This is a genomic window from Hymenobacter piscis (assembly GCF_018760735.1).
GTDB classification, from domain to species: Bacteria; Bacteroidota; Bacteroidia; order Cytophagales; family Hymenobacteraceae; genus Hymenobacter; species Hymenobacter piscis.
The window spans coordinates 148,190-165,785 of the sequence record NZ_JAHHZN010000002.1; the positions used below are offsets into that span (position 1 = coordinate 148,190).

Consider the following 17,596-nt stretch of genomic DNA (forward strand, 5'->3'; position numbering starts at 1 on the left):
GCATATCAGCAGAATTGTTCTATTGGCGGCTGCCCGCTTTGACCTCGGCTCTTTTGGTAGTGACAGCCTTCCGGCTGTCTTTCAGCAAGGCGTTAAGCCGCCTCATTTCGGCGCTTGCCTCTTTGTCCGTTAAAGTGCCCTCCTGTATGCGTTGGAATAGCTCACCAGCTTTTGAATAGATGTATGCGCCCGTGGTGGGGTCGTTGGCATCCTGCCCGGCAAAGATGGGGTCCAACTCATACAGGCTATCAATCGTGCTGGCCTGAATCGGGCGAATAGTGCGGGTAATCTGATAGACTTCTACCAAGTCGGCGGCGGCCGTTTGTGCTGGGTCGTACATGCTCTCGGGGTCGTCATGGAGAACGAGCAGGCCGCCGCCGCGTGGGTCATTGCCCACGATGCGGGAAACGTGGTGCGCCTGGAAAGGCTCCCAACTCCCATCTTCGGCGGCTTCGTACTGCATGAGCAGCAGGGCCAGCGAATCAGGGGCAATGCTTGCCCATTGGTCACGAGCAACGGGGCGGCACACCATGAAATCCCCCTGGATTAGGGTTGGGGCGTGAACATCATTGCGGGCCAGATAGAGCCGGCAGCAGCCAGCCGCTTCCTCAGTGGTGAGCAGGTCCACGGCGGGCGCTCCGTGGTAGGTGGTTGGCTGGGTCAGCAGCTCGTCGTTTGGGGCGCTGGATTGGTTGATTGGTTGGGGGCTCCGGTCGGTCTGCATTGTCGTGTAGTGAGAGGGTGAACAGTGGGCTAAATGTCAGGGGTTGATACGTGATTCGCAAGAGTTTTTCGATATAAATAATTGATTTACAATTGTATACGTAATTAAATTACGTGGTTCTACCTATCTGTTTACCGTTAGCTAGTGCCCCGGAGGCAAAAGAAAGCAGCACCTTGCCGGGGCCGGGGGAGTGCTTTTCAGAGGCACCCGGTCGCCGGATTCCGTTTCTGTTTGAGAAGTCAGGGGGGCGGCTTCTGGGCGTGAGGTGTCCCCATGTAGCTGGCTCACCGTTTTTGGGCAGTCCACCCGATCAGTACCAGGTGACAAACCTCTTTGCGGCGCGGGCAAGCTGGGCGGCGGCTAACTCTGCCTTGATGCGCCCGGTAAGGGTCGGGGCTACCTCATGCCGACCCCGCCGACCCCGCCGCCTTATCATCAACTCCGCGCCCACCAGCCCACCAATGGCTTCCCGTAATCTGGTCGGAGACAGGATAGCCGCCGCCCGAAGTTCGGCCAGGGTGATGGCGGGGCGGTGGGCATCGAGTAGTAGGAGCTGAACCGCCAGAAGTACCCGCAACTGCCCAACGGGAAGGCCGGTTGCCGTGGCTTGCGCCCGTAGGTGGTCAGCAGCCAGTAAAGAAGCGGCCAGCAGTTGGGGGTTCTTGATTTTCATTTGGTTGCGCTTTTTATCCGCGCCGTAGGGAGGCGCAGGCGTTGAGCAGTAAAAGGGCTGAAATGCCTATTGCCTGTGTGTGGGTGCCTCGCGGCTCCATTTTGCGCTGGCCTCTTAGGGTGGAGGCTTGGCGCGGGTATTCCAGCGGTGCGCGGCTTCTGCGAAGGTGGCGCAAGGGCCGACAAAGAGAATGGCGGCGGGGCAGGTGCGGCCCGCGTTGGTGCATACGATGAAGTATTCGGTGGGCACCTTGGGGAAAGCCAGCGGGTACAGGTTGTTATCCTCGGCGGCTGGCCCACCACAGAACGGGCAGGGCAACAGGTGGGCGGCTTTCATGGTGCTAGGCTGCCATTGCCAGGGCCTGACCTTCGGAGGTGGCCGGAATGAAGTCGTACCCCTCGGCCCGCTTCTTCCCGCTCTTGCACCAGTGGATAATCCGCTTGGCGTAAGTGCCCATTGCCTCAGCAGCAGCGCGGGCCGATGGGAATAGTCCGGCTGGAACCTGATAGTAGCCCGTGAACTTGGGGTGCTTCTCGCCCATCTTCTGAGCTGACATTTTAGCTCTGGTCTCTGAGTCGAATTCAATTCTCTTGCCATAGCGGTGATGCTCTGGGCCTTGCTTGGCTTTCATCAAGCCAGTGGCGTAGGCGTGTCGGGTGTTCTCGCTCTTAGTCACCCACTCCAAGTTTTCTACTGCATTGTTAGCTTTGTTCCCGTCCCGGTGGTTCACATCAGGCTTGTTTTCCGGGTTAGGCAGGAAGCGCATGGCAACCAAACGGTGCATGCTACAGAGCTTTTTTCTTGCTGTGCCCGCAAACTTTATCGCCACTCTGATATAGCCTATCCGACAAGGCTTAGCTGTTAGTAGCCGGTCTGAAAGATTTGAATACACACCTCCGCATGGACTGACAAAGGCGTTGTAAGCACCCTGTATTTGATAGAACGTGCGGCCTTCGTGGTAGGCGGTGGGGACTTTGGGAAGTACGAACATAAAGGCATGGTTGGGCCAGGGTGCCCGTTTTGGGGGCTACGGGTGCGGACTACACAACGTCAGCAGAGTCAGCAAACCTTGACGCTGCGCTGTGCTTTTGCCACGTCCTCGCTTCGCTGCGGGTGGCCGTGCCCCTTTGCGGAGAGGTGGCGTAACCGGGTAAGAGAGGGGGAGGGATTCCAGATGATTACATGCGTGGAAACAGGGTTCAGATATGAGCCTCGGGGGTGGGTGCCATACCGGCCAGCTCCTGGTGTAGCGTGTCGGTGTAGGGGTTGGCCGTTGCTCGCTGCTCTAGCAGAGTCTTTGCCCGTCGCTTGTTGCGCTTGTAGGTACTTTCGGGCTGCTCCTTCTTCATCGCTTCCCAGAAGGACGTGTTATCAGCGAGTGCCAGGAGTGCCGCATCTGAGAGGCTCAGGCCGGTAAAATCGGAGTCTTGCATCAGGTGGTGATGTTCGGTGGCGTTCCAATGAGTAAGGATATTCTCCCTAATTGCTTCCATCACTTCGGGCCGTGGCAAGTCCGCCAGAGTCAGAACGGGTAGCTTTGTCAGGCTCAGCAGTGGCCGGGCGCGGGTGTACACTACCTCGAAGCGCAACAGGTGCGGCGGGGCTGTGACAGGCAGCGGGCGGCCTTGTATCTGGCTGTACTTGCCCTTGTCGTATGCCTTTACCCAGTAGTCGCCGTGAAAGGCTCCGTATTCCAATGGCCGCGTGGCTCCCCTCGGGGGCTTGGTCGCAGTGAAGGGGGAGCTTTTGTGACTGGCTAGGTTTTCCAGAAACGGCCTCGGAGAAACGGCGGAGGGCAGGTTTACACCAGCTTCCAGACCCACTATTTGCAGGGACTCGGCAGGCTGGCCTACGGCGGCCGCTAGTTCGGTGCAGGCTTGCCGTACCTGCTCGGCGGAGAACTGGCCCATGTTGTGGCCGTGGTGGAAAGTATGCAGAGAGCCACGGATTCGAACCATCCGATTTTCCCGCCTGTAGCCAATCCGCAACCCTCGGTACTCTGTTGTAAGCCAGCCCTTGGCGTTAGGCTCCCCATCGTGGCCCGCAAAGGCAGGGGAATGAGCTAGGGCCTTTTCCGCTTCCTCGTCAGGCAGTGAGGAACGGGCGTTCAGGTTGTCATACATCGACCCTTTACGCAGCTTTGCGGCTGGGCTTCACTGTGCGCTGGTGGCTTTGCAGCGCGTTCAGCAGGTCGGCACGCTTGAGGTAGGTGCGGCCGCCCATCTTGTGATACGGCAGCACCCCCCGGCGCTTCCAGTCGTGTACCGTCTGTGGGCACACATTGAGCATCTTAGCCGCTTCGGAGACTGTCAGTAACTCGTCCTTGGGGGCTTTAGACACCTGCACTTCCGCCCGCTCATTGAGCTTGAATAAGATTTTAGGCCATAGAGTATCTAATACTACGGCCTCTAACTGGTCGATGGTGGTAACTATTACCATTGCATTTCCTGTGCCGGAGGAAGGCAGCCCAGCGAGTTCTAGACGTTGCTTTCCGACAAGGACAATGCAAAGCACCGACTTCTAATAGGTGGTTATAGGGGGTGCTCCCATTAGACTCATTAGGAGTCGGTATCTAGTTGTTTCTGTCTGTTTAGCCATTCTATTGTATTATCTGCCGCCCTATCATACGATGGACTCCCCCTTTCTCCTGTGCCATGATAATGATACCCTAGCGCCTTTTCCCCAATAGGTAACCCATAATCACGCAAAGCGGCAGAAGGCCACAGACTTCTGTCAGGATTAAAAAAGCCGTCTTCGCTTAGTACCTGAAAGGCTGCTACGCTCTTGCTAATCCGGTTTTTGCCCTTCCCTTTCAAACCATCCACGCCTTTGTATAGCTTATAAGGAGGGCCTGTTTGTTCCAACACACCCAGATGCTTCAGTAAAGAAGCCAAAAGGTCAGAGGTCATCGGAGCTATACACAAATCAGCTATAGAAGATTGTGTCACTTCAGCGGGTACAATCTTCTCTATGCTGCCGGCATCCACCGACACAGTATTATTAGGTTGCCTTTTTTGAGTAACCCATTCTCTAGCTTTCAGTGCCTTTTCTTTAAAGTCATCGTCTATACTTGTTCTGCCAAGCCTACCGTCTCTTTGTGAAGGTGACAAAACAGTAAAAACAATATCCTCCACATACTGGAGGTCCACCGCATCAGGGCTTGGAAACCACGCATCCAACAAAGGGATAACCTCTGAATACTTATGCACACCTAATGTATCAGCGAATTCAAATTCGAATAGATGGTGATAAGGAGGGCGCTTTAGGGTGCCGAACTCTAGAAACATCCTTTGCTCCTGCTCCTTGGTCTGTTCAGGCTTCCCAGCCTTATACTTGACTGCAATACGGGTTCCTGCTTTATAGTGCGCTGTATTTGCAGCCCGTTGCCTTTTCCGAAACTCGCTATCGTTGAAGCTCATAACTTATCAGATATATAGAACTATCCCGGCATTTCGTGGAATCGGGCGAATTCCTCAGCTACTCGCTGGGGCGTGAGGTTCACGTACCGCTGGAATGATTTGTACGAGGTGTGACCGGTCAGCTTCATTACAAACTCAGCACTCATGCCCTTGCCCAAGTTTAGGGTTACGAACGTACGGCGGGCCGTGTGTACCGTCAGCTTCTCATACTTGGGGCACGTCGTCACATCGGCCACTCCGCCCCGATAGCGGATAACTTCCACCGGCGAATCAATTCCGGCCAACTGGCCCAGCTCTTTGAGGAAGCGGTTTAGTACCGGGTTGGTAATGGGCTGGTTCTTCAACGTGTCCAGCTCATTTGCCAGCAGCCGGTTTACAAGCGTCAGGGCGGCGGCACTCAGGGGCACATTCACTACGGCGCGGGTTTTCTTGGCGGTCAGGCGAAGGTGGGCCGGTAACTTCTCAGTGGCGGGCCGCAGGTGCTGGGGCCGGATGCTCACTAGGTCGGAGTAGCGTAGGCCGGTGTAGCAGGCCAGCAAAAACCAAGCGCGGCCCTTTTCCAGCCGGGAGCCAACGGGCAGCGGCAAGGTTTCCAAGGCGGCCAGTTCGGCGGAACTCAGGGCTATTACGTCCGGCTCCCTACGCGCCCAACTCACCCGGTCAAGTGCGGTGCTTTCCGTGTAGCCCCGCTTTCCCGCCCACTTCATAAATGCTTTGAGCCGTCCCAAATGCTTATTGATGGTGTTATCCGTCAGGCGGGCCACGTTCAGCAGGTAAGCGGCCCAACGGTCACCCATTGTCGGGGTGAGGGTGTCGAAGTCAATAGCGTAGCCGTTGGCCTCGGCAAACTCCCGCAGGTGGCGGCCCGCCGTGGCGTGGGCTTGGGCCGTGCGCACGGTACCAGCGGCACGGGTGTAGTTCACCCACTCGTCGTACTGCTGCCAGAACTTTTGCGGGGCATCGACTACGGGCGCGGGCTCCTCTGCTTCTTCCGTTTCGGCAAGTGCCCGCAGCTCCGCCGCCGTGGGTGCGGTGCCAGCGGCGGCGTGGGTATCGTAGCAGGCAGTGAGCCGCTTGGTTAACAGCTCTAGCCAATCGTTTATCGCGCCGTTGCGTGGGTAGCCCCGAGTAAGGGCGCGGCGTTCTTTCGCGTCCCATTGCTTGGGGTGGATCGAACGGTTGGCGTACACCTTCACCCGTCGCCCGTTGAAGCTGAGGAAGCAGAAGATGGGGGTAGGCTTGTCTGCACCAGGAGCAGAGAGCAGGAACGATATTTTAGCCATATTGGAGCAGCGTTATTGCCACTCCTAAGGTATGAAAACTTGTCCCATGTAGGACAGTATCTAGGACAATAATTCCGATTGAATCAGATTTTGTCCTACATAGCCCGATTGGCTACCTGACCGAAATTGCCTCTAAAGCCCAATAAAGCCGTTTTATAGTCGTTCTGAGTATAGTCCTTGATTATGGGTTGCAATCCAGTCCCCGCTACCGAAAGCGTCCCGGTTGCCAACAGGCAGCCGGGACGCTTCTTTTTTGCCCTATCTGGTCGATTCCGCGGGCAGATTCTGCCTGCGGCAGCCGTTCAGCGGGCAGCCCTGTGGGAGCTGCCCGCTGCGCTTTGCTTACTTGGTGAGCACCTGGTAGCCGTAGGCTGGCAGCGTTACCTGGGTGCCCACCGTGACGGACCCGCCCAGCAGGGCATCGGTCCAGGTGGTGTTAGCCAGGGCGGCGGGTACCGTATACTGCACGGGCGTATTACGCACGTTCACCAGCACCAGCGCCTGACTGGTGCCGGCCGTTTTGGTGAAGGCGCACACGTCGGCGGAGCTGTAGGCCGTGGGCGTGCCGGCGCGCAGGGCGGTGTTGGCGGCCCGGGCCCGCAACAGGCGCTTGTACGCCTTGGTAATTTCCGGACGCGCATCCCAGCGAACTTTCACGCCCGTAAAGGGAAACGGAATGGCCGAGGTCATGCCGGCTTCCTGGCCGTTATACACCATCGGTACGCCCTTGAAGCAGGAGGCCACCACGAAGGCCGACATGGCGGCGGCATCGCCCCCGAATACGCTGATGGGCGTGCCGTCGGAGCCGTTCACATCATGGTTCGTAGTATAGCGCACCACCTGTTGGGTGCCGGTAGCCCCGGCGTACTCGGTGTTATTGAGAGTAGTCAGGAAAGTAGCGGCCTCTCCGCTGCGGTATACACTACGCAGGCCGCCATAGAACTCAAAGCCGAAGTTATAGTCGAAGCCGGCACCGAAGTTGGCAGGGCGGGTGGCTTCGGAAAGCAGCAGCAGCTTGTGGGTTTTGATGTCCCGCAACGCCCCGACCGCCTGCTGCCAGAAATAGACGGGAGGGGCATCGGCGTAATCGAAGCGGAAACCATCCACGTTGGCCGTATACACCCACGAGGTGAGGGCCGCAATCTGCTCCTGGCGCATGGCCGCGTTGGTGAAATCGAGCTGGGCCACGTCCGTGTACGTGGTGTTGGGCGGGCTCAGAATGGTGCCGGCCGCGTTGCGCAGGTACCAGTCGGGGTGGGCCGTAATCCAGGCGTGGTCCCAGGCGGTGTGGTTGGCCACCCAGTCAAGAATGACGGCCATACCGCGGCTGTGGGCGGCATCCACGAGGGTGCGCAGATCGGCCAGAGTCCCAAACTCCGGGTTGACGGCCCGGTAATCCTGCACGGCGTAGGGTGAGTTCACGCTGCGCACCTTGCCCACGGGGTAAATCGGCATCAGGTACACCACGTTCACGCCCAGGGCCTTGATGGAATCCAGGCGGGCCGTGACGCCCGCGAAGTTGCCACCGGGGCTGAAGGCACGCATGTTGACCTGGTAAATGGCCGCGTCTTCGCGGTTAGGTACGCCGGCGAAGGGCGTGCCGTATTGGTCGGGCGCGGGCGTAACGGTGGGCGGCGTAACGGGCGCCGGAGCCGAATTTTCGGACTTGCAGCCGACCGTCAGACCGGCCGCCGTCAGCAGCACCAGCACGCTTTTGCACGTATTTGTTAGCAAGGACATGGGAATTGGGTTGGGATGATGAATGGGCGTAATTGGGCGGGGGCTACCGTACGGGCTTGATGCTCACGGCCGCGCCGCCCCCGGGGGCCAGTTGCAGCTTCAGGGTCGATTTGCGGGTGACGTTCAGCTTCCGAATCCGGTAGGCCATGGGATTTTTATCCCAGCTGGCGCCCGGGCCGTCGGCGTAGACGGTGGCTTCGTAGCGCTGGCCGGGGGTCAGGAAATCGAGCTTGACCTCCTGGCGGCGGGCGTTTTCGTCGGTGATGCTGCCCACGTACCACTCGTCAAGGCCCTTGGCCTGGCGGGCGATGGTGACGTACTCGCCGGGCTCGGCCAGCAGGATGCGGGTATCGTCCCAGTCCACGGGTACGTCCTCGATGAAGCGGAAGGCGTCGGGGTGCTGCTCGTAGGCTTCGGGCAGATCGGCGGCCATTTGCAGGGGCGAGTACAGGGTCACGTACAGCGCCAGCTGCTTGGCCAGGGTGGTGTGCACCTGCTTGCCCTGGTTGCGGGCCGGGTTCCAGGGCTCCAGCTGGATCTGGAAGATGCCGGGCGTGTAGTCCATGGGGCCACCCATGAGGCGGGTGAAGGGCAGAATGGTTTCGTGCTCGGGCGGGTTGCCGGTGCTCCAGGCATTGAACTCGTTGCCCCGGGCAGCCTCGTTGGCCAGCCAGTTGGGGTAGGTGCGGTGCAGACCGGTGGGCCGCACGGCTTCGTGCATGTCCACCATAATGCGGTTGGCGGCCGTCTGCTGGGCCGTGCGCACGTAGTGGTTCACCATCCACTGGCCGTCGTGGTACTCCCCGCGCGGAATGATGCGGCCCACGTAGCCGGTTTTGAGGGCCGCGTAGTTGTGCTCGCGCATGAAGCGGTAGGCGGCCTCCTGGCGGCGCTCGTAGTTGGTCACCGACGAGGAGGTTTCGTGGTGCATCATCAGCTGCACGCCCTTGGCCGCGGCGTACTGCTGCAGCTCGGTCACGTCGAAATCGGGGTAGGGCGTCACGAAGTCGAACACCTCCTCCTTCCAGTTGTTGGCCCAGTCCTCCCAGCCCACATTCCAGCCTTCCACCAGCACGCTGGCCAGCCCGTGCTTGGCCGCGAAATCGATGTAGCGCTTCACGTTGGCGGTGTTGGCGCCGTGGTGGCCGTTGGGCTGGAGCTTGGTCCAGTCGGTACCGACGAGCTTGATGTTGCTGGTATCGGCGTAGTTCCAGCTGGCCTTGTTGACGTGCATTTCCCACCACACGCCCACGAATTTCTGGGGCTTGATCCAGCTGGTATCGTCGATTTTGCTGGGCTCGTTGAGGTTGAGGATGAGCTTGCTGGCCAGCACGGCGGGGGCGTTGTCGCTTACCACCAGGGTGCGCCAGGGCGTGTGCTCGGGGGCCTGCAAATAGGCCGCGGCCCCGGTGGCGGCGGGCACCAGCTGGCTGCTCAGGCCGAACGTTTGGGTGTTCACGTTCAGCATCATGGCCGGGTAGTTCACCAGCGCGGCCTCGTGGATGTTCAGGTACAGGCCGTCATCGGACTTGAGCATGAGGGGCGTTTGCACCCGCGTGGGGGCCGCCTTCAGCTGAATGGCCTCGATGGGCGTGGTGTTCACCGCGCTCAGCCGGGAGGTGGTGTAGGTGTACTCGTTGGAGTCGTAGTCGCCCGGAATCCAGAACGCCTTGTGGTCGGCGGGCAGGTTGAATTCCGTCAGTTCTTGCTGCACCGTGAAGTATTGCAGGTTGGGCTGGCGGGGAAACTCGTAGCGGAAGCCCACCCCGTCGGCAAACACCCGGAACACCACGTCGAGGCGGCGGCCGGGGGCCTGGGGCTGGCGCAGGTGCACCGTGAGCTGCTGGTAGTGGTTGCGGATGGTCTTCACCTCGCCCCACACCGGGTTCCAGGTGTCGTCCACGTCCTTGGTTTCGGAGCCGGTAATTTCCAGCGGCCCCTCGAAGCCCGGCCCTTCGGCCAGCGCCAAACCCAGGCGCGAGGGTTTGATGACGGTTTTGGCGCCGTACTGCACGGCGTAGGTGGGCCGCCCGTTCGGGGCCAGGGCAAAGGTCAGGCTCACCTTATCGAGGCGGGCGGTGAGCGGGGCCGCGCTTTGGGCGGTGGCCGCCCCGCCGCTCAGCAGCAGCACGGCGAATACGAAGTACTTCATCGGGGTGGGAAAATCAGAAGGCCATAAAACGGCAGGACGCTGACGCCGGCGCGGGTACTCGCGACCCGGAGTAAAGCAAAGGAAGCCCCAACCATTTCCGCCTGAAACTAATCAAGCCCCGATCAAGAAAATATCAATCTTATTTTCGATTAATATTCTTGTTATCAACATGTTACATACAAATTCACAACCTCAGAATATGAACCCGATATGGCCGATCAGGGGCTCATGTTCCAGCTGATTGAGCCCGCCTTACGCCCCCAGTATTGCGGCCGCCTCGCCGGATTCCGCAGCCGGCACCGGCGGGAAGGCCCACCATTTCCGCCCCCGAATCAGACGGCCGGAATGGCCTGAATGCGGGCCTCGAACTCCTCGTTCGGCACCAGGGCCCGGCTTTTCACGCGGGTCTTGTAGGTGTAAATCGTGTTGATGGAGTAGCCCAGCATCCGGCTGATTTGCTCGCTGTCGGTGATGCCCAGGCGGATGAGGGCGAAGATGCGCAGCTCCGTGTTCAGGAGCTGGTCGTCGGGCAGCCGGAAGGCGTCCTCGGGCCGGAACAGGGCGTTGAACTGCTCGAGGAAGCGGGGGAACAGGCGTAGAAACACCGCATCGAAGCCCCGCAGCAGCTCCCGCCGCTCCCGCTTGGTATTCAGGTTGTCGGCCAGCTTCTGCACGGCCGGGTACTGTTTGGCGGCCAGCTGCGTGTCGAGGGCCTTTTTGAGGGCCTCCAGCTTGTCGATGTAGCGGGAGTTGTTGTGGAAGTAGTAGGCCAGGTACTCCTCCTTGATGCGGTTGGCTTCGTGGAGGCCGCGGTTGAGCTGGCGCAGCTCGGTGTTGCGGGTGCGCAGTTCGCCGTTGGTGGCCGAAATCAGGCGGCCGGCCCGGCGCAGCTTGCGCACTTGCCGGAACGCCAGCCCGGCAAACCCCAGCACGGCCACGGCCAGCAGCGTCACGAGCAGCGCGTACACCCGCAACGCCTTGCGCTGGCTCTCGATGATGTTGATTTTGCGGCTCTCAATCAGCGACGACACGTGGCTGATTTCAATCTGCCGCTGCCGAGCCTTGTAGAAGGCCGCCTCCTGCCGCGCGGCCTTGATGAACACGTAGGCATTCTCCAGGTCGCCGCGCTGGTAACAGTAGTTGGAGAGCTGAAACATGGCCACGGTTTCTTTGGTGGCCGTTTTCACGTCGGCAATGGCCGCCGTCAGCAGCAGCTCAAAAGCCCGGTCCTCGCGGCCGAGCAGGGTGTAGACGTAGGCGGCCGTGCTGGCACTCACCGCCAGCTGGTGCAGCGACAAATCGGGCAGGCGGCGAATCTGCTGGTAGAGGGCCGCGCCGCGGGCGAAGTTCCGGGTTTTCAGGGCCCGGAACTGCTGCATGGAGAGCTGCTCGTAGGAGCCGGGGCGGGCGTAGCGCAGGGCCGAGTCGGCGTAGGCCAGGGCCTTGGCGGTGTAGGCGGGGCGGTAGACGAGGTCCTGGTTGAAGTCGCCCAGGTCGCTGTAGGCGCGGGCCATCAGGAAGTAGAAGTCGAGCTTGTCGGGGTCGCGCAGCCGGGCCGGCCGGATGCTTTCCAGGGTTTCGAAGGTTTCCTTGAACAGGCCCGACGAGAGCAGGATAAAGCCCAGCTTGAGCCGGGCTATTTCCACCTTTTCAGGACTCTGCAGCTGCCGGGCCAGCTGGCTGATTTTCTGGCTGTAGACGAAGGCCGAGTCGTACTGGAAGGCTTTGTACTCGTCGTAAATGCGCAAACCCAGCTCGAAACGGGCGTTGTCGTTGCCCTGGGTGGCGTGGAAGGCATCCGTCAGGACCGCAATGCGGTTCCCGCGCCGGGCGTCGTACTCCGGCTGGTGAGCCAGGGTGGTATGCAGTTCTGCGAGCAGGCTATCGGCCGGAGCGGCCGCCGCCAACGCTGGCCACGCTCCCAACAAACACCCCCAGAAAACGAACAGAAACTTCACCCGGCCGGACTGATACCTGCCGAAAGTGGCAGCTACCAAAAGTAACGAATAGTTGCAGGACTGGGGCGGGCGGTTTCTGCTTCTGCCACTGCCTTACTGGGCCGAAAACCGGAAGGCGGCCGGTGTGAGGCCGGTTTTGCGCTTGAACAGGCGGGTAAAGTACTGCGGGTACTCGAAGCCCAGTTGAAAGGCCGTTTCGTTGATGGAGAGCGAGGTACCCAGCAGCAGACTCTTGGCTTTTTCAATGAGGGCCTCATGAATGTGCTGCTGGGTACTGCGGCCGGTCAGGGTCCGGAGCATGTCGCTCAGGTAGGCCGGCGACATATGCAGGGCATCGGCGAAGTGCTGCACCGTGGGCAGGGGGCGCGGGTCGGCGGCGGGGCCGAACCAGGCCGCCAGCAGCTCCCCGAAGCGGCTGAGCAGGTCGTGTTCGGCGGGCCGCCGGGTCAGGAACTGGCGGTGGTAGAAGCGGTTGGCGTAGCTCAGCAGCACCTCCAGCTGGGCCACCAGCACATCCTGGCTGAAACCGTCGATGGGGCGCTCATACTCGGCCCGGATGGTATCCAGCAGGCCATCGAGCAATGTTTCTTCCCGGGCCGAAAGGTGCAGGGCCTCGTGCACGGCGTAGGAAAAGTAGCCGTAGCCGCCGATTCTCTGCCCCAGTGGGTACTTGCGCAGCAGGTCGGGGTGGAAGACCACCATCCAGCCGCTGAGCTGAGAAATATCCAGCGTACCATCAATGGCAAACACCTGCCCGGGTGCCTGGAAACCCATTACGCCCTCCCCAAAATCGTAGGACTGGTGGCCGTAATGCACCTTGCCTTTGAGGTTTTTCTTTACCCACACGGTGTAAAAATGCTGCACCACGGGCGTCAGCTTTTCGGGCAGCACGTTACCGCGGGCTTGCTCCAGGTCGATGACAGTGAGCAGCGGGTGAGCCGGGGCCGGCAGCCCGCAGAAACGGGTGTAGTCCGTCACGGAGGTCAGCACGCGGATATCGGGGTTCGGCTGCTTCATGGCAGGGCGTTGGATGGGCGGAGAAACAGGGTAAAAATTCGCAAGGTCTTGCGGCCCTCTTGCGCCGCTGCAGGCTAACTTAACTAGTCCTGAATTCTACCCCAATCAAAAGCCTGCCGGATATGCCGCGCCCACCGAACTGCCCACCGGCATACTAGCGTCCAGCTCCGCCAGCTCGGCCGGAGTGAGCGTGATGCTGGCGGCGGCCACGTTTTGCTCCAGATACGTACGGCGCTTGGTGCCCGGAATGGCCACCACCCCCTGCGCCAGCACCCAGGCCAGGGCCAGCTGCGCGGCCGTTACGCCCTTGGCGCTGGCCAGGGCCTGCAGCTTCTGCACCAATGCCAGGTTTTTGTAGAAGTTTTCGCCCTGGTAGCGCGGAAACCAGCGGCGCGAATCGTTGGGCTCGAAGTCGTCGGGGGTTTTAATCTCACCCGATAAAAAGCCCCGGCCCAGCGGCGAGTAGCCCACGAAACCAATGCCTAATTCGCGGGCGGCCTGCAAGGCACCGGTTTCCTCCACGCCCCGGTCGAAGAGCGAGTACTCGGTTTGCAGGGCCGTAAGGGGGTGCACGGCGTGGGCCCGACGCAGGATGTCGCCCGATACTTCACTCAGGCCCAGGTAGCGCACCTTGCCTTCCTCCACGAAGCGGCTCATCATGACCACGGTGTCTTCGATGGGCGTATTCGGGTCGAGGCGGTGCAGGTAGTAGAGGTCCACGTAGTCGGTGCCCAGGTTGCGCAGGGAGCGTTCGATGCACTTGCGGGCGTACTCGGGCCGACCGTTGAGTTGGCCGGTGAACTTCTCGTCGTCGCTGACCTCGAAGCCGAACTTGGTGGCCAGGATGATATCGGCCCGGCGGCCGGGCAGCACCTTGGCCACCAGCCGCTCATTCAGCATGGGGCCGTAGAGGTCGGCGGTGTCGAGCAGGTTGATGCCCAGTTCCAGGGCGCGGTGCAAGGTGGCCAGACTTTCGGTTTCGTCGGCCTCGCCGTACACGCTCATGCCGTCGATGCCGGCCGTCATGCCCATGCAGCCCAGGCCTTCCACGGGCACTTCCAGCCCTTGGCTGCCCAGGGCTACGCGTTTGATTTCAGTTGTCATAGGGTAGTTGATTTCAACGTGTTTTACTTCCTCAAAGGTCCGGCCCGCCCACCCTGCCAGGGCTACACAAACCCCCGTTTCTGCAGCACAAAACGGCGCTACCGGCATCAGCGCAGAGCATTTTTCCCACCGTGCGCCGCCAAAATGCCGGAGCCACCCGTGAAACCGAACCCGCACCAAGCCGGGCGGGCCAGTGGTTACTCCCAGCCCTGCACCCGGGTGCCGCCGAAAATCATGTGCTTTAGTTCGGCCGAGAAAAATCCGGGCGTTTCGGGGGCGCTGGCCTCGTTGAGGGCGCGGAGCTGGGCGGGGCTGAAATCGATTTCCAGAGCCGCCAGATTGACGGGCACCTGCCCGGGGCGGCTGGCCCCGATGAGGGTGCTCGTGACGCCGGGGCGGGCCAGCGTCCAGGCCAGGGCCACCTGGGCCGGGGGCCGGCCGAGCTCGGCCGCCACTGCGCGCAGGACCGCCAGAATCTGCCAGTTACGGGCGGTGAACTTGCTGAACGGGCCGCTGAAGGGGTTGGCCCCGCTGAGCCGGCCCTCACTGCCGCCCACGGGCTGCACGCCTTCCTCCGCCCGCTCATACTTGCCGGCCAGAAACCCGCCCGCCAGCGGGCTCCAGGGCACCAGGCCGAGGCCACCGTCGCGGGCGGCGGGCACGTACTCGGTTTCGAGGGTGCGCTCCACCAGCGAGTATTGCAGCTGCATGGCGATGGGGCCGGGCACGCCGTGGGCCTGGGCCAGGGTGGCCATTTTGGTGGCGTACCAGGCCGGCATGTCCGAGAGGCCGAAGTAGCGGATTGTGCCGGCCCGCACCAGGTCGCCCAGGGTTTGCAGTACTTCCTCGGCCGGCGTCACCATGTCCCAGACGTGCAGCCAGTACACGTCCACGTAGTCGGTACCGAGGCGGCGCAGGGAGCCCTCCAGAGCCCGATGCACCTGCTTGCGGCCGTTGCCGCCGGCATTAGGGTTGCCCTTCTGAGCGTTGAAGCCGAATTTGGTGGCCAGCACCAGCTCGTCGCGCCGCGCCCCCTCGGCCACGAAGCGGCCCACCAGCTCCTCGCTCCTGCCGCCCGCGTACACGTCGGCGGTGTCAATGAAATTGCCGCCGGCGGAGGTATAGGCATTGAAAATATCCCGCGCGGCAGCTTCCGAAGCCCCCCAGCGCGGGGTGCCGAAGGTCATGGTGCCCAGGGCCAGCGGACTGACCACGAGGCCGGAGCGGCCGAGGGTGCGAAAATTGGTGAGCGACATGGCAGTGGGCAAGGGGAGTTCCGGACGAAACAAATGAACGGCCCAAAGGTCGGCCGGCACCCGGGGCCGGGTGCTATACAAATCCGCGCTTCTGCTACACAAATCCCGGGTTGGCGGCTATTGCAGGAACCGCGCGAATGCGTTGCACCACCCAGACTTCAAGCGCTTTAGCAGTTTTCGCGTATCTTCTCCTGACCGTCGGGCCGGGCCGGGCCGGCGGCAGTTTCTTTCACATGCCCGGTTGTCCGGGCTATTTCCCTTCGAAAGCCATGACGTACTCATATGCTAACCCCGCCGCCACTGCCCCGCGCCCCGCGCCCGCTACCCACGAGCTCAAAGTGTGGCCCGCCTGTTTCGCCGCCGTCGCCAGCGGCGCCAAGCCGTTCGATGTGCGCGAGAACGACCGCCACTTCCAGCCCGGCGACTTACTGCTGCTGCGGGAATATGAACCAGAGAGCGAACAGTACAGCGGGCGCACCCTCACCCGCTGGATCAGCCACATCCTGCACGGCGGCTCCTTTGGCCTGGCCGCGGGCTGGTGCGTGCTGGGCTTCCAGGAGCTTCCGCCCCTCCCCCCCGGCGTCCACGATACCAGGCTGTGGTGAATAAATGAATGTATGATTGAAGTGTCATGGCGAGCGGCGCGAGGCCATCCGTCCTTCACGCAGTCAAAAACTCCAGCAAATGCAAAGCCCCTGACGCGCGCACGTCAGGGGCTTTGTGTTGAAATGGGTACCGCGCGCTGAAAAGGACGGATGGCTTCGCTTTGCTCGCCATGACAGTTGAACCATCCAGCCATTCACCCCTTCGCTCATTCACTCTCAGAACCAGCCGGCGGCCAGCTGCATAAGCTGCTCCAGGAACTGCTGGTCGGTGGTGTCGAAGTCGTTGAGCTGGTCGCTGTCCACGTCGAGGACGGCAACGACCTGGCCATTTTTGAGGATGGGTACCACGATTTCGGACCTGGAATCGGAGCTGCAGGCGATGTGGCCGGGAAACTCCTCCACGTCGGGTACGAGCAGGGTGGCCGCCTGGGCCCAGCTGCTGCCGCAGACGCCCTTGCCGCGCCGGATGCGGGTGCAGGCAATCGGCCCCTGGAACGGGCCCAGCACCAGCTCCTCGCCTTCCACGAGGTAGAACCCCACCCAAAAGAAGCCAAAGGCCTGGCGGAGGGCGGCGGCGGTGTTGGCCAGGTTCGCTATCAGGTTGGGCTCGGCGGCAGTCAGGGCTTCGAGCTGGGGCAGCAGGTGGCGGTATTGCTCAGCTTTGCTGAGGGTGGTATCGAGGTGCAGTTCTTCGGCCATGCGGAGGAAAGGAGTGAAACGGGCCCGGGCTCGGCACCCGGCCCGGGAACGGAACCGGGCTGACAACCCGCCGGGCGCCGCAAAGGTAGCGCGGCCGGCGTCGCCCGGCCGGGCCAGGCAGTCGGCCGGCCCGGTTTTTTACGCTTCAGGTCGGTTTAAGCTGCCCGAAACGGAGTCGGGCCAGAAAGAAAGTGTATTTTGAAGCCTGGCCTTCCCCTCAGGTTATCAGCCGTTTGGGTATCCGCGTCGGGCTCAGCTGGTTTCCGGAAGGTGGAGCTTTCGCAGCCCGGACGCCCGCCGGTACGTATTCCGGAGCAGCGCTGCCCCCGGGCCGGCCCCTCCGCTCTTTGCTCTAGTGTCTCCCACCCACAACCAATTCCCACCCCCTTATGCGTAAAGTTGTCCTCTACATCGCCACCAGCCTCGACGGCTACATTGCCTCGCCCGATGGCTCGGTGGAATGGCTGCCCACCCCGCCGCCGGGCGAAGATTACGGCTACGCCGACTTCCTCGCCAACGCCGACGCCACCCTGCTGGGCCGCGCCACCTACGAGCAGATTACCACGTTCGGCGAGTGGCCCTACCCCAGCTTCACGAACTACGTGTTCAGCCGCCAGCCGCCTCAGCAGCCTTCCCACGAGTCAGTGCGCTTTATCAGCACCGATCCGGCCGCCTTCGTGCGCGAGCTGCGGGCCCAGCCCGGCCGCACCATCTGGCTCATTGGCGGCAGCACCCTGGCCTCGCCCCTGCTCACGGCCGGCCTCATCGATGAGCTGATGCTGTTCGTGGTGCCGCGCCTGCTCGGGGCCGGTATTCCGCTCTGGCGCCACCAGGACCACCCCCAGGCCCTGCACCTGCTGCGCACCCAAACCTGGCCCGATGGCATGACGCTGCTGCATTACCAGCTACCCCGGGAGACTGCGTAAGCGCGGCTTTCCGAGGCTTATATCCCAAAAACCGAATAGC

Annotated in this window: 16 protein-coding genes; 2 read left to right on the forward strand and 14 right to left on the reverse strand. The window is 61.6% G+C overall.

Translation table 11 applies throughout. The features are described from left to right. Nucleotides 1–19: 19 nt before the first annotated feature. The 13 genes from KLP40_RS02795 to KLP40_RS02855 all read right to left on the reverse strand — a co-directional run bounded on the left by KLP40_RS02795 (nt 20) and on the right by KLP40_RS02855 (nt 15,326). On the reverse strand, nt 20–724 hold the full coding sequence (locus tag KLP40_RS02795; protein WP_215592084.1) for a hypothetical protein: 705 nt from the start codon (nt 722–724) through the stop codon (nt 20–22). Nucleotides 725–1,511: 787 nt separating this feature from the next. Then, nucleotides 1,512–1,733 carry a Lar family restriction alleviation protein gene (locus tag KLP40_RS02800; RefSeq protein WP_215592085.1) on the reverse strand — a complete coding sequence of 74 codons (222 nt, stop codon included), beginning with the start codon at nt 1,731–1,733 and terminating at the stop codon, nt 1,512–1,514. 4 nt (nt 1,734–1,737) lie between these two features. Continuing rightward, complete coding sequence (locus KLP40_RS02805; protein ID WP_215592086.1) at nt 1,738–2,388, reverse strand: HNH endonuclease signature motif containing protein; 651 nt, start codon at nt 2,386–2,388, stop codon at nt 1,738–1,740. Nucleotides 2,389–2,596: 208 nt separating this feature from the next. Next, entirely contained in the window at nt 2,597–3,520 is a 924-nt protein-coding gene (locus KLP40_RS02810; protein ID WP_215592087.1) for a hypothetical protein, read from the reverse strand. 7 nt (nt 3,521–3,527) lie between these two features. Further along, entirely contained in the window at nt 3,528–3,911 is a 384-nt protein-coding gene (locus tag KLP40_RS21380; protein WP_215592088.1) for a helix-turn-helix domain-containing protein, read from the reverse strand. A gap of 44 nt (nt 3,912–3,955) precedes the next feature. After that, nucleotides 3,956–4,816 (reverse strand): DUF5343 domain-containing protein, encoded by an 861-nt coding sequence (locus KLP40_RS02820; protein ID WP_215592089.1) that lies wholly within the window; start codon nt 4,814–4,816, stop codon nt 3,956–3,958. A 20-nt stretch (nt 4,817–4,836) separates the two neighbouring features. Continuing rightward, a complete protein-coding gene (locus tag KLP40_RS02825; RefSeq protein ID WP_215592090.1) occupies nt 4,837–6,099 on the reverse strand; it encodes a site-specific integrase in 1,263 nt (420 codons plus the stop codon). Nucleotides 6,100–6,441: 342 nt separating this feature from the next. Next, entirely contained in the window at nt 6,442–7,839 is a 1,398-nt protein-coding gene (locus KLP40_RS02830; RefSeq protein ID WP_215592091.1) for an alpha-amylase family glycosyl hydrolase, read from the reverse strand. A 43-nt stretch (nt 7,840–7,882) separates the two neighbouring features. After that, the gene (locus KLP40_RS02835) at nt 7,883–9,991 is read right to left on the reverse strand and encodes a glycoside hydrolase family 97 protein (protein WP_215592092.1); all 2,109 of its coding nucleotides are present in this window, start codon (nt 9,989–9,991) and stop codon (nt 7,883–7,885) included. Between the two features lie 332 nt (nt 9,992–10,323). Next, entirely contained in the window at nt 10,324–11,988 is a 1,665-nt protein-coding gene (locus KLP40_RS02840) for a DUF6377 domain-containing protein (protein WP_215592093.1), read from the reverse strand. A 54-nt stretch (nt 11,989–12,042) separates the two neighbouring features. Then, the gene (locus tag KLP40_RS02845; RefSeq protein WP_215592094.1) at nt 12,043–12,966 is read right to left on the reverse strand and encodes a helix-turn-helix domain-containing protein; all 924 of its coding nucleotides are present in this window, start codon (nt 12,964–12,966) and stop codon (nt 12,043–12,045) included. A 105-nt stretch (nt 12,967–13,071) separates the two neighbouring features. Beyond that, nucleotides 13,072–14,070 carry an aldo/keto reductase gene (locus KLP40_RS02850; RefSeq protein WP_215592095.1) on the reverse strand — a complete coding sequence of 333 codons (999 nt, stop codon included), beginning with the start codon at nt 14,068–14,070 and terminating at the stop codon, nt 13,072–13,074. Between the two features lie 197 nt (nt 14,071–14,267). Further along, nucleotides 14,268–15,326, reverse strand: coding sequence for an aldo/keto reductase (locus KLP40_RS02855; protein WP_215592097.1), 1,059 nt, complete (start codon nt 15,324–15,326; stop codon nt 14,268–14,270). 269 nt (nt 15,327–15,595) lie between these two features. Here KLP40_RS02855 and KLP40_RS02860 point away from each other — a divergent pair, with 269 nt between their 5' ends. Next, entirely contained in the window at nt 15,596–15,931 is a 336-nt protein-coding gene (locus KLP40_RS02860) for an ASCH/PUA domain-containing protein (RefSeq protein WP_215592099.1), read from the forward strand. Nucleotides 15,932–16,147: 216 nt separating this feature from the next. Here KLP40_RS02860 and KLP40_RS02865 read toward each other — a convergent pair whose 3' ends face one another. Further along, on the reverse strand, nt 16,148–16,630 hold the full coding sequence (locus KLP40_RS02865; RefSeq protein WP_215592100.1) for a GAF domain-containing protein: 483 nt from the start codon (nt 16,628–16,630) through the stop codon (nt 16,148–16,150). A 389-nt stretch (nt 16,631–17,019) separates the two neighbouring features. On the opposite strand from KLP40_RS02865, the gene KLP40_RS02870 reads away from it, so the two are divergent. Next, on the forward strand, nt 17,020–17,556 hold the full coding sequence (locus tag KLP40_RS02870; protein WP_215592101.1) for a dihydrofolate reductase family protein: 537 nt from the start codon (nt 17,020–17,022) through the stop codon (nt 17,554–17,556). The last annotated feature ends 40 nt before the right edge of the window (nt 17,557–17,596 follow it).

What these genes read in the sequence shown, in the direction of transcription:
- KLP40_RS02795 (WP_215592084.1), bottom strand. Translation starts at nt 724, where the DNA reads ATGCAGACCGACCGGAGCCCCCAACCAATCAACCAATCCAGCGCCCCA.
- KLP40_RS02800 (WP_215592085.1), bottom strand. Translation starts at nt 1,733, where the DNA reads ATGAAAGCCGCCCACCTGTTGCCCTGCCCGTTCTGTGGTGGGCCAGCC.
- KLP40_RS02805 (WP_215592086.1), bottom strand. Translation starts at nt 2,388, where the DNA reads ATGTTCGTACTTCCCAAAGTCCCCACCGCCTACCACGAAGGCCGCACG.
- KLP40_RS02810 (WP_215592087.1), bottom strand. Translation starts at nt 3,520, where the DNA reads ATGTATGACAACCTGAACGCCCGTTCCTCACTGCCTGACGAGGAAGCG.
- KLP40_RS02820 (WP_215592089.1), bottom strand. Translation starts at nt 4,816, where the DNA reads ATGAGCTTCAACGATAGCGAGTTTCGGAAAAGGCAACGGGCTGCAAAT.
- KLP40_RS02825 (WP_215592090.1), bottom strand. Translation starts at nt 6,099, where the DNA reads ATGGCTAAAATATCGTTCCTGCTCTCTGCTCCTGGTGCAGACAAGCCT.
- KLP40_RS02830 (WP_215592091.1), bottom strand. Translation starts at nt 7,839, where the DNA reads ATGTCCTTGCTAACAAATACGTGCAAAAGCGTGCTGGTGCTGCTGACG.
- KLP40_RS02835 (WP_215592092.1), bottom strand. Translation starts at nt 9,991, where the DNA reads ATGAAGTACTTCGTATTCGCCGTGCTGCTGCTGAGCGGCGGGGCGGCC.
- KLP40_RS02845 (WP_215592094.1), bottom strand. Translation starts at nt 12,966, where the DNA reads ATGAAGCAGCCGAACCCCGATATCCGCGTGCTGACCTCCGTGACGGAC.
- KLP40_RS02850 (WP_215592095.1), bottom strand. Translation starts at nt 14,070, where the DNA reads ATGACAACTGAAATCAAACGCGTAGCCCTGGGCAGCCAAGGGCTGGAA.
- KLP40_RS02855 (WP_215592097.1), bottom strand. Translation starts at nt 15,326, where the DNA reads ATGTCGCTCACCAATTTTCGCACCCTCGGCCGCTCCGGCCTCGTGGTC.
- KLP40_RS02860 (WP_215592099.1), top strand. Translation starts at nt 15,596, where the DNA reads ATGACGTACTCATATGCTAACCCCGCCGCCACTGCCCCGCGCCCCGCG.
- KLP40_RS02865 (WP_215592100.1), bottom strand. Translation starts at nt 16,630, where the DNA reads ATGGCCGAAGAACTGCACCTCGATACCACCCTCAGCAAAGCTGAGCAA.
- KLP40_RS02870 (WP_215592101.1), top strand. Translation starts at nt 17,020, where the DNA reads ATGCGTAAAGTTGTCCTCTACATCGCCACCAGCCTCGACGGCTACATT.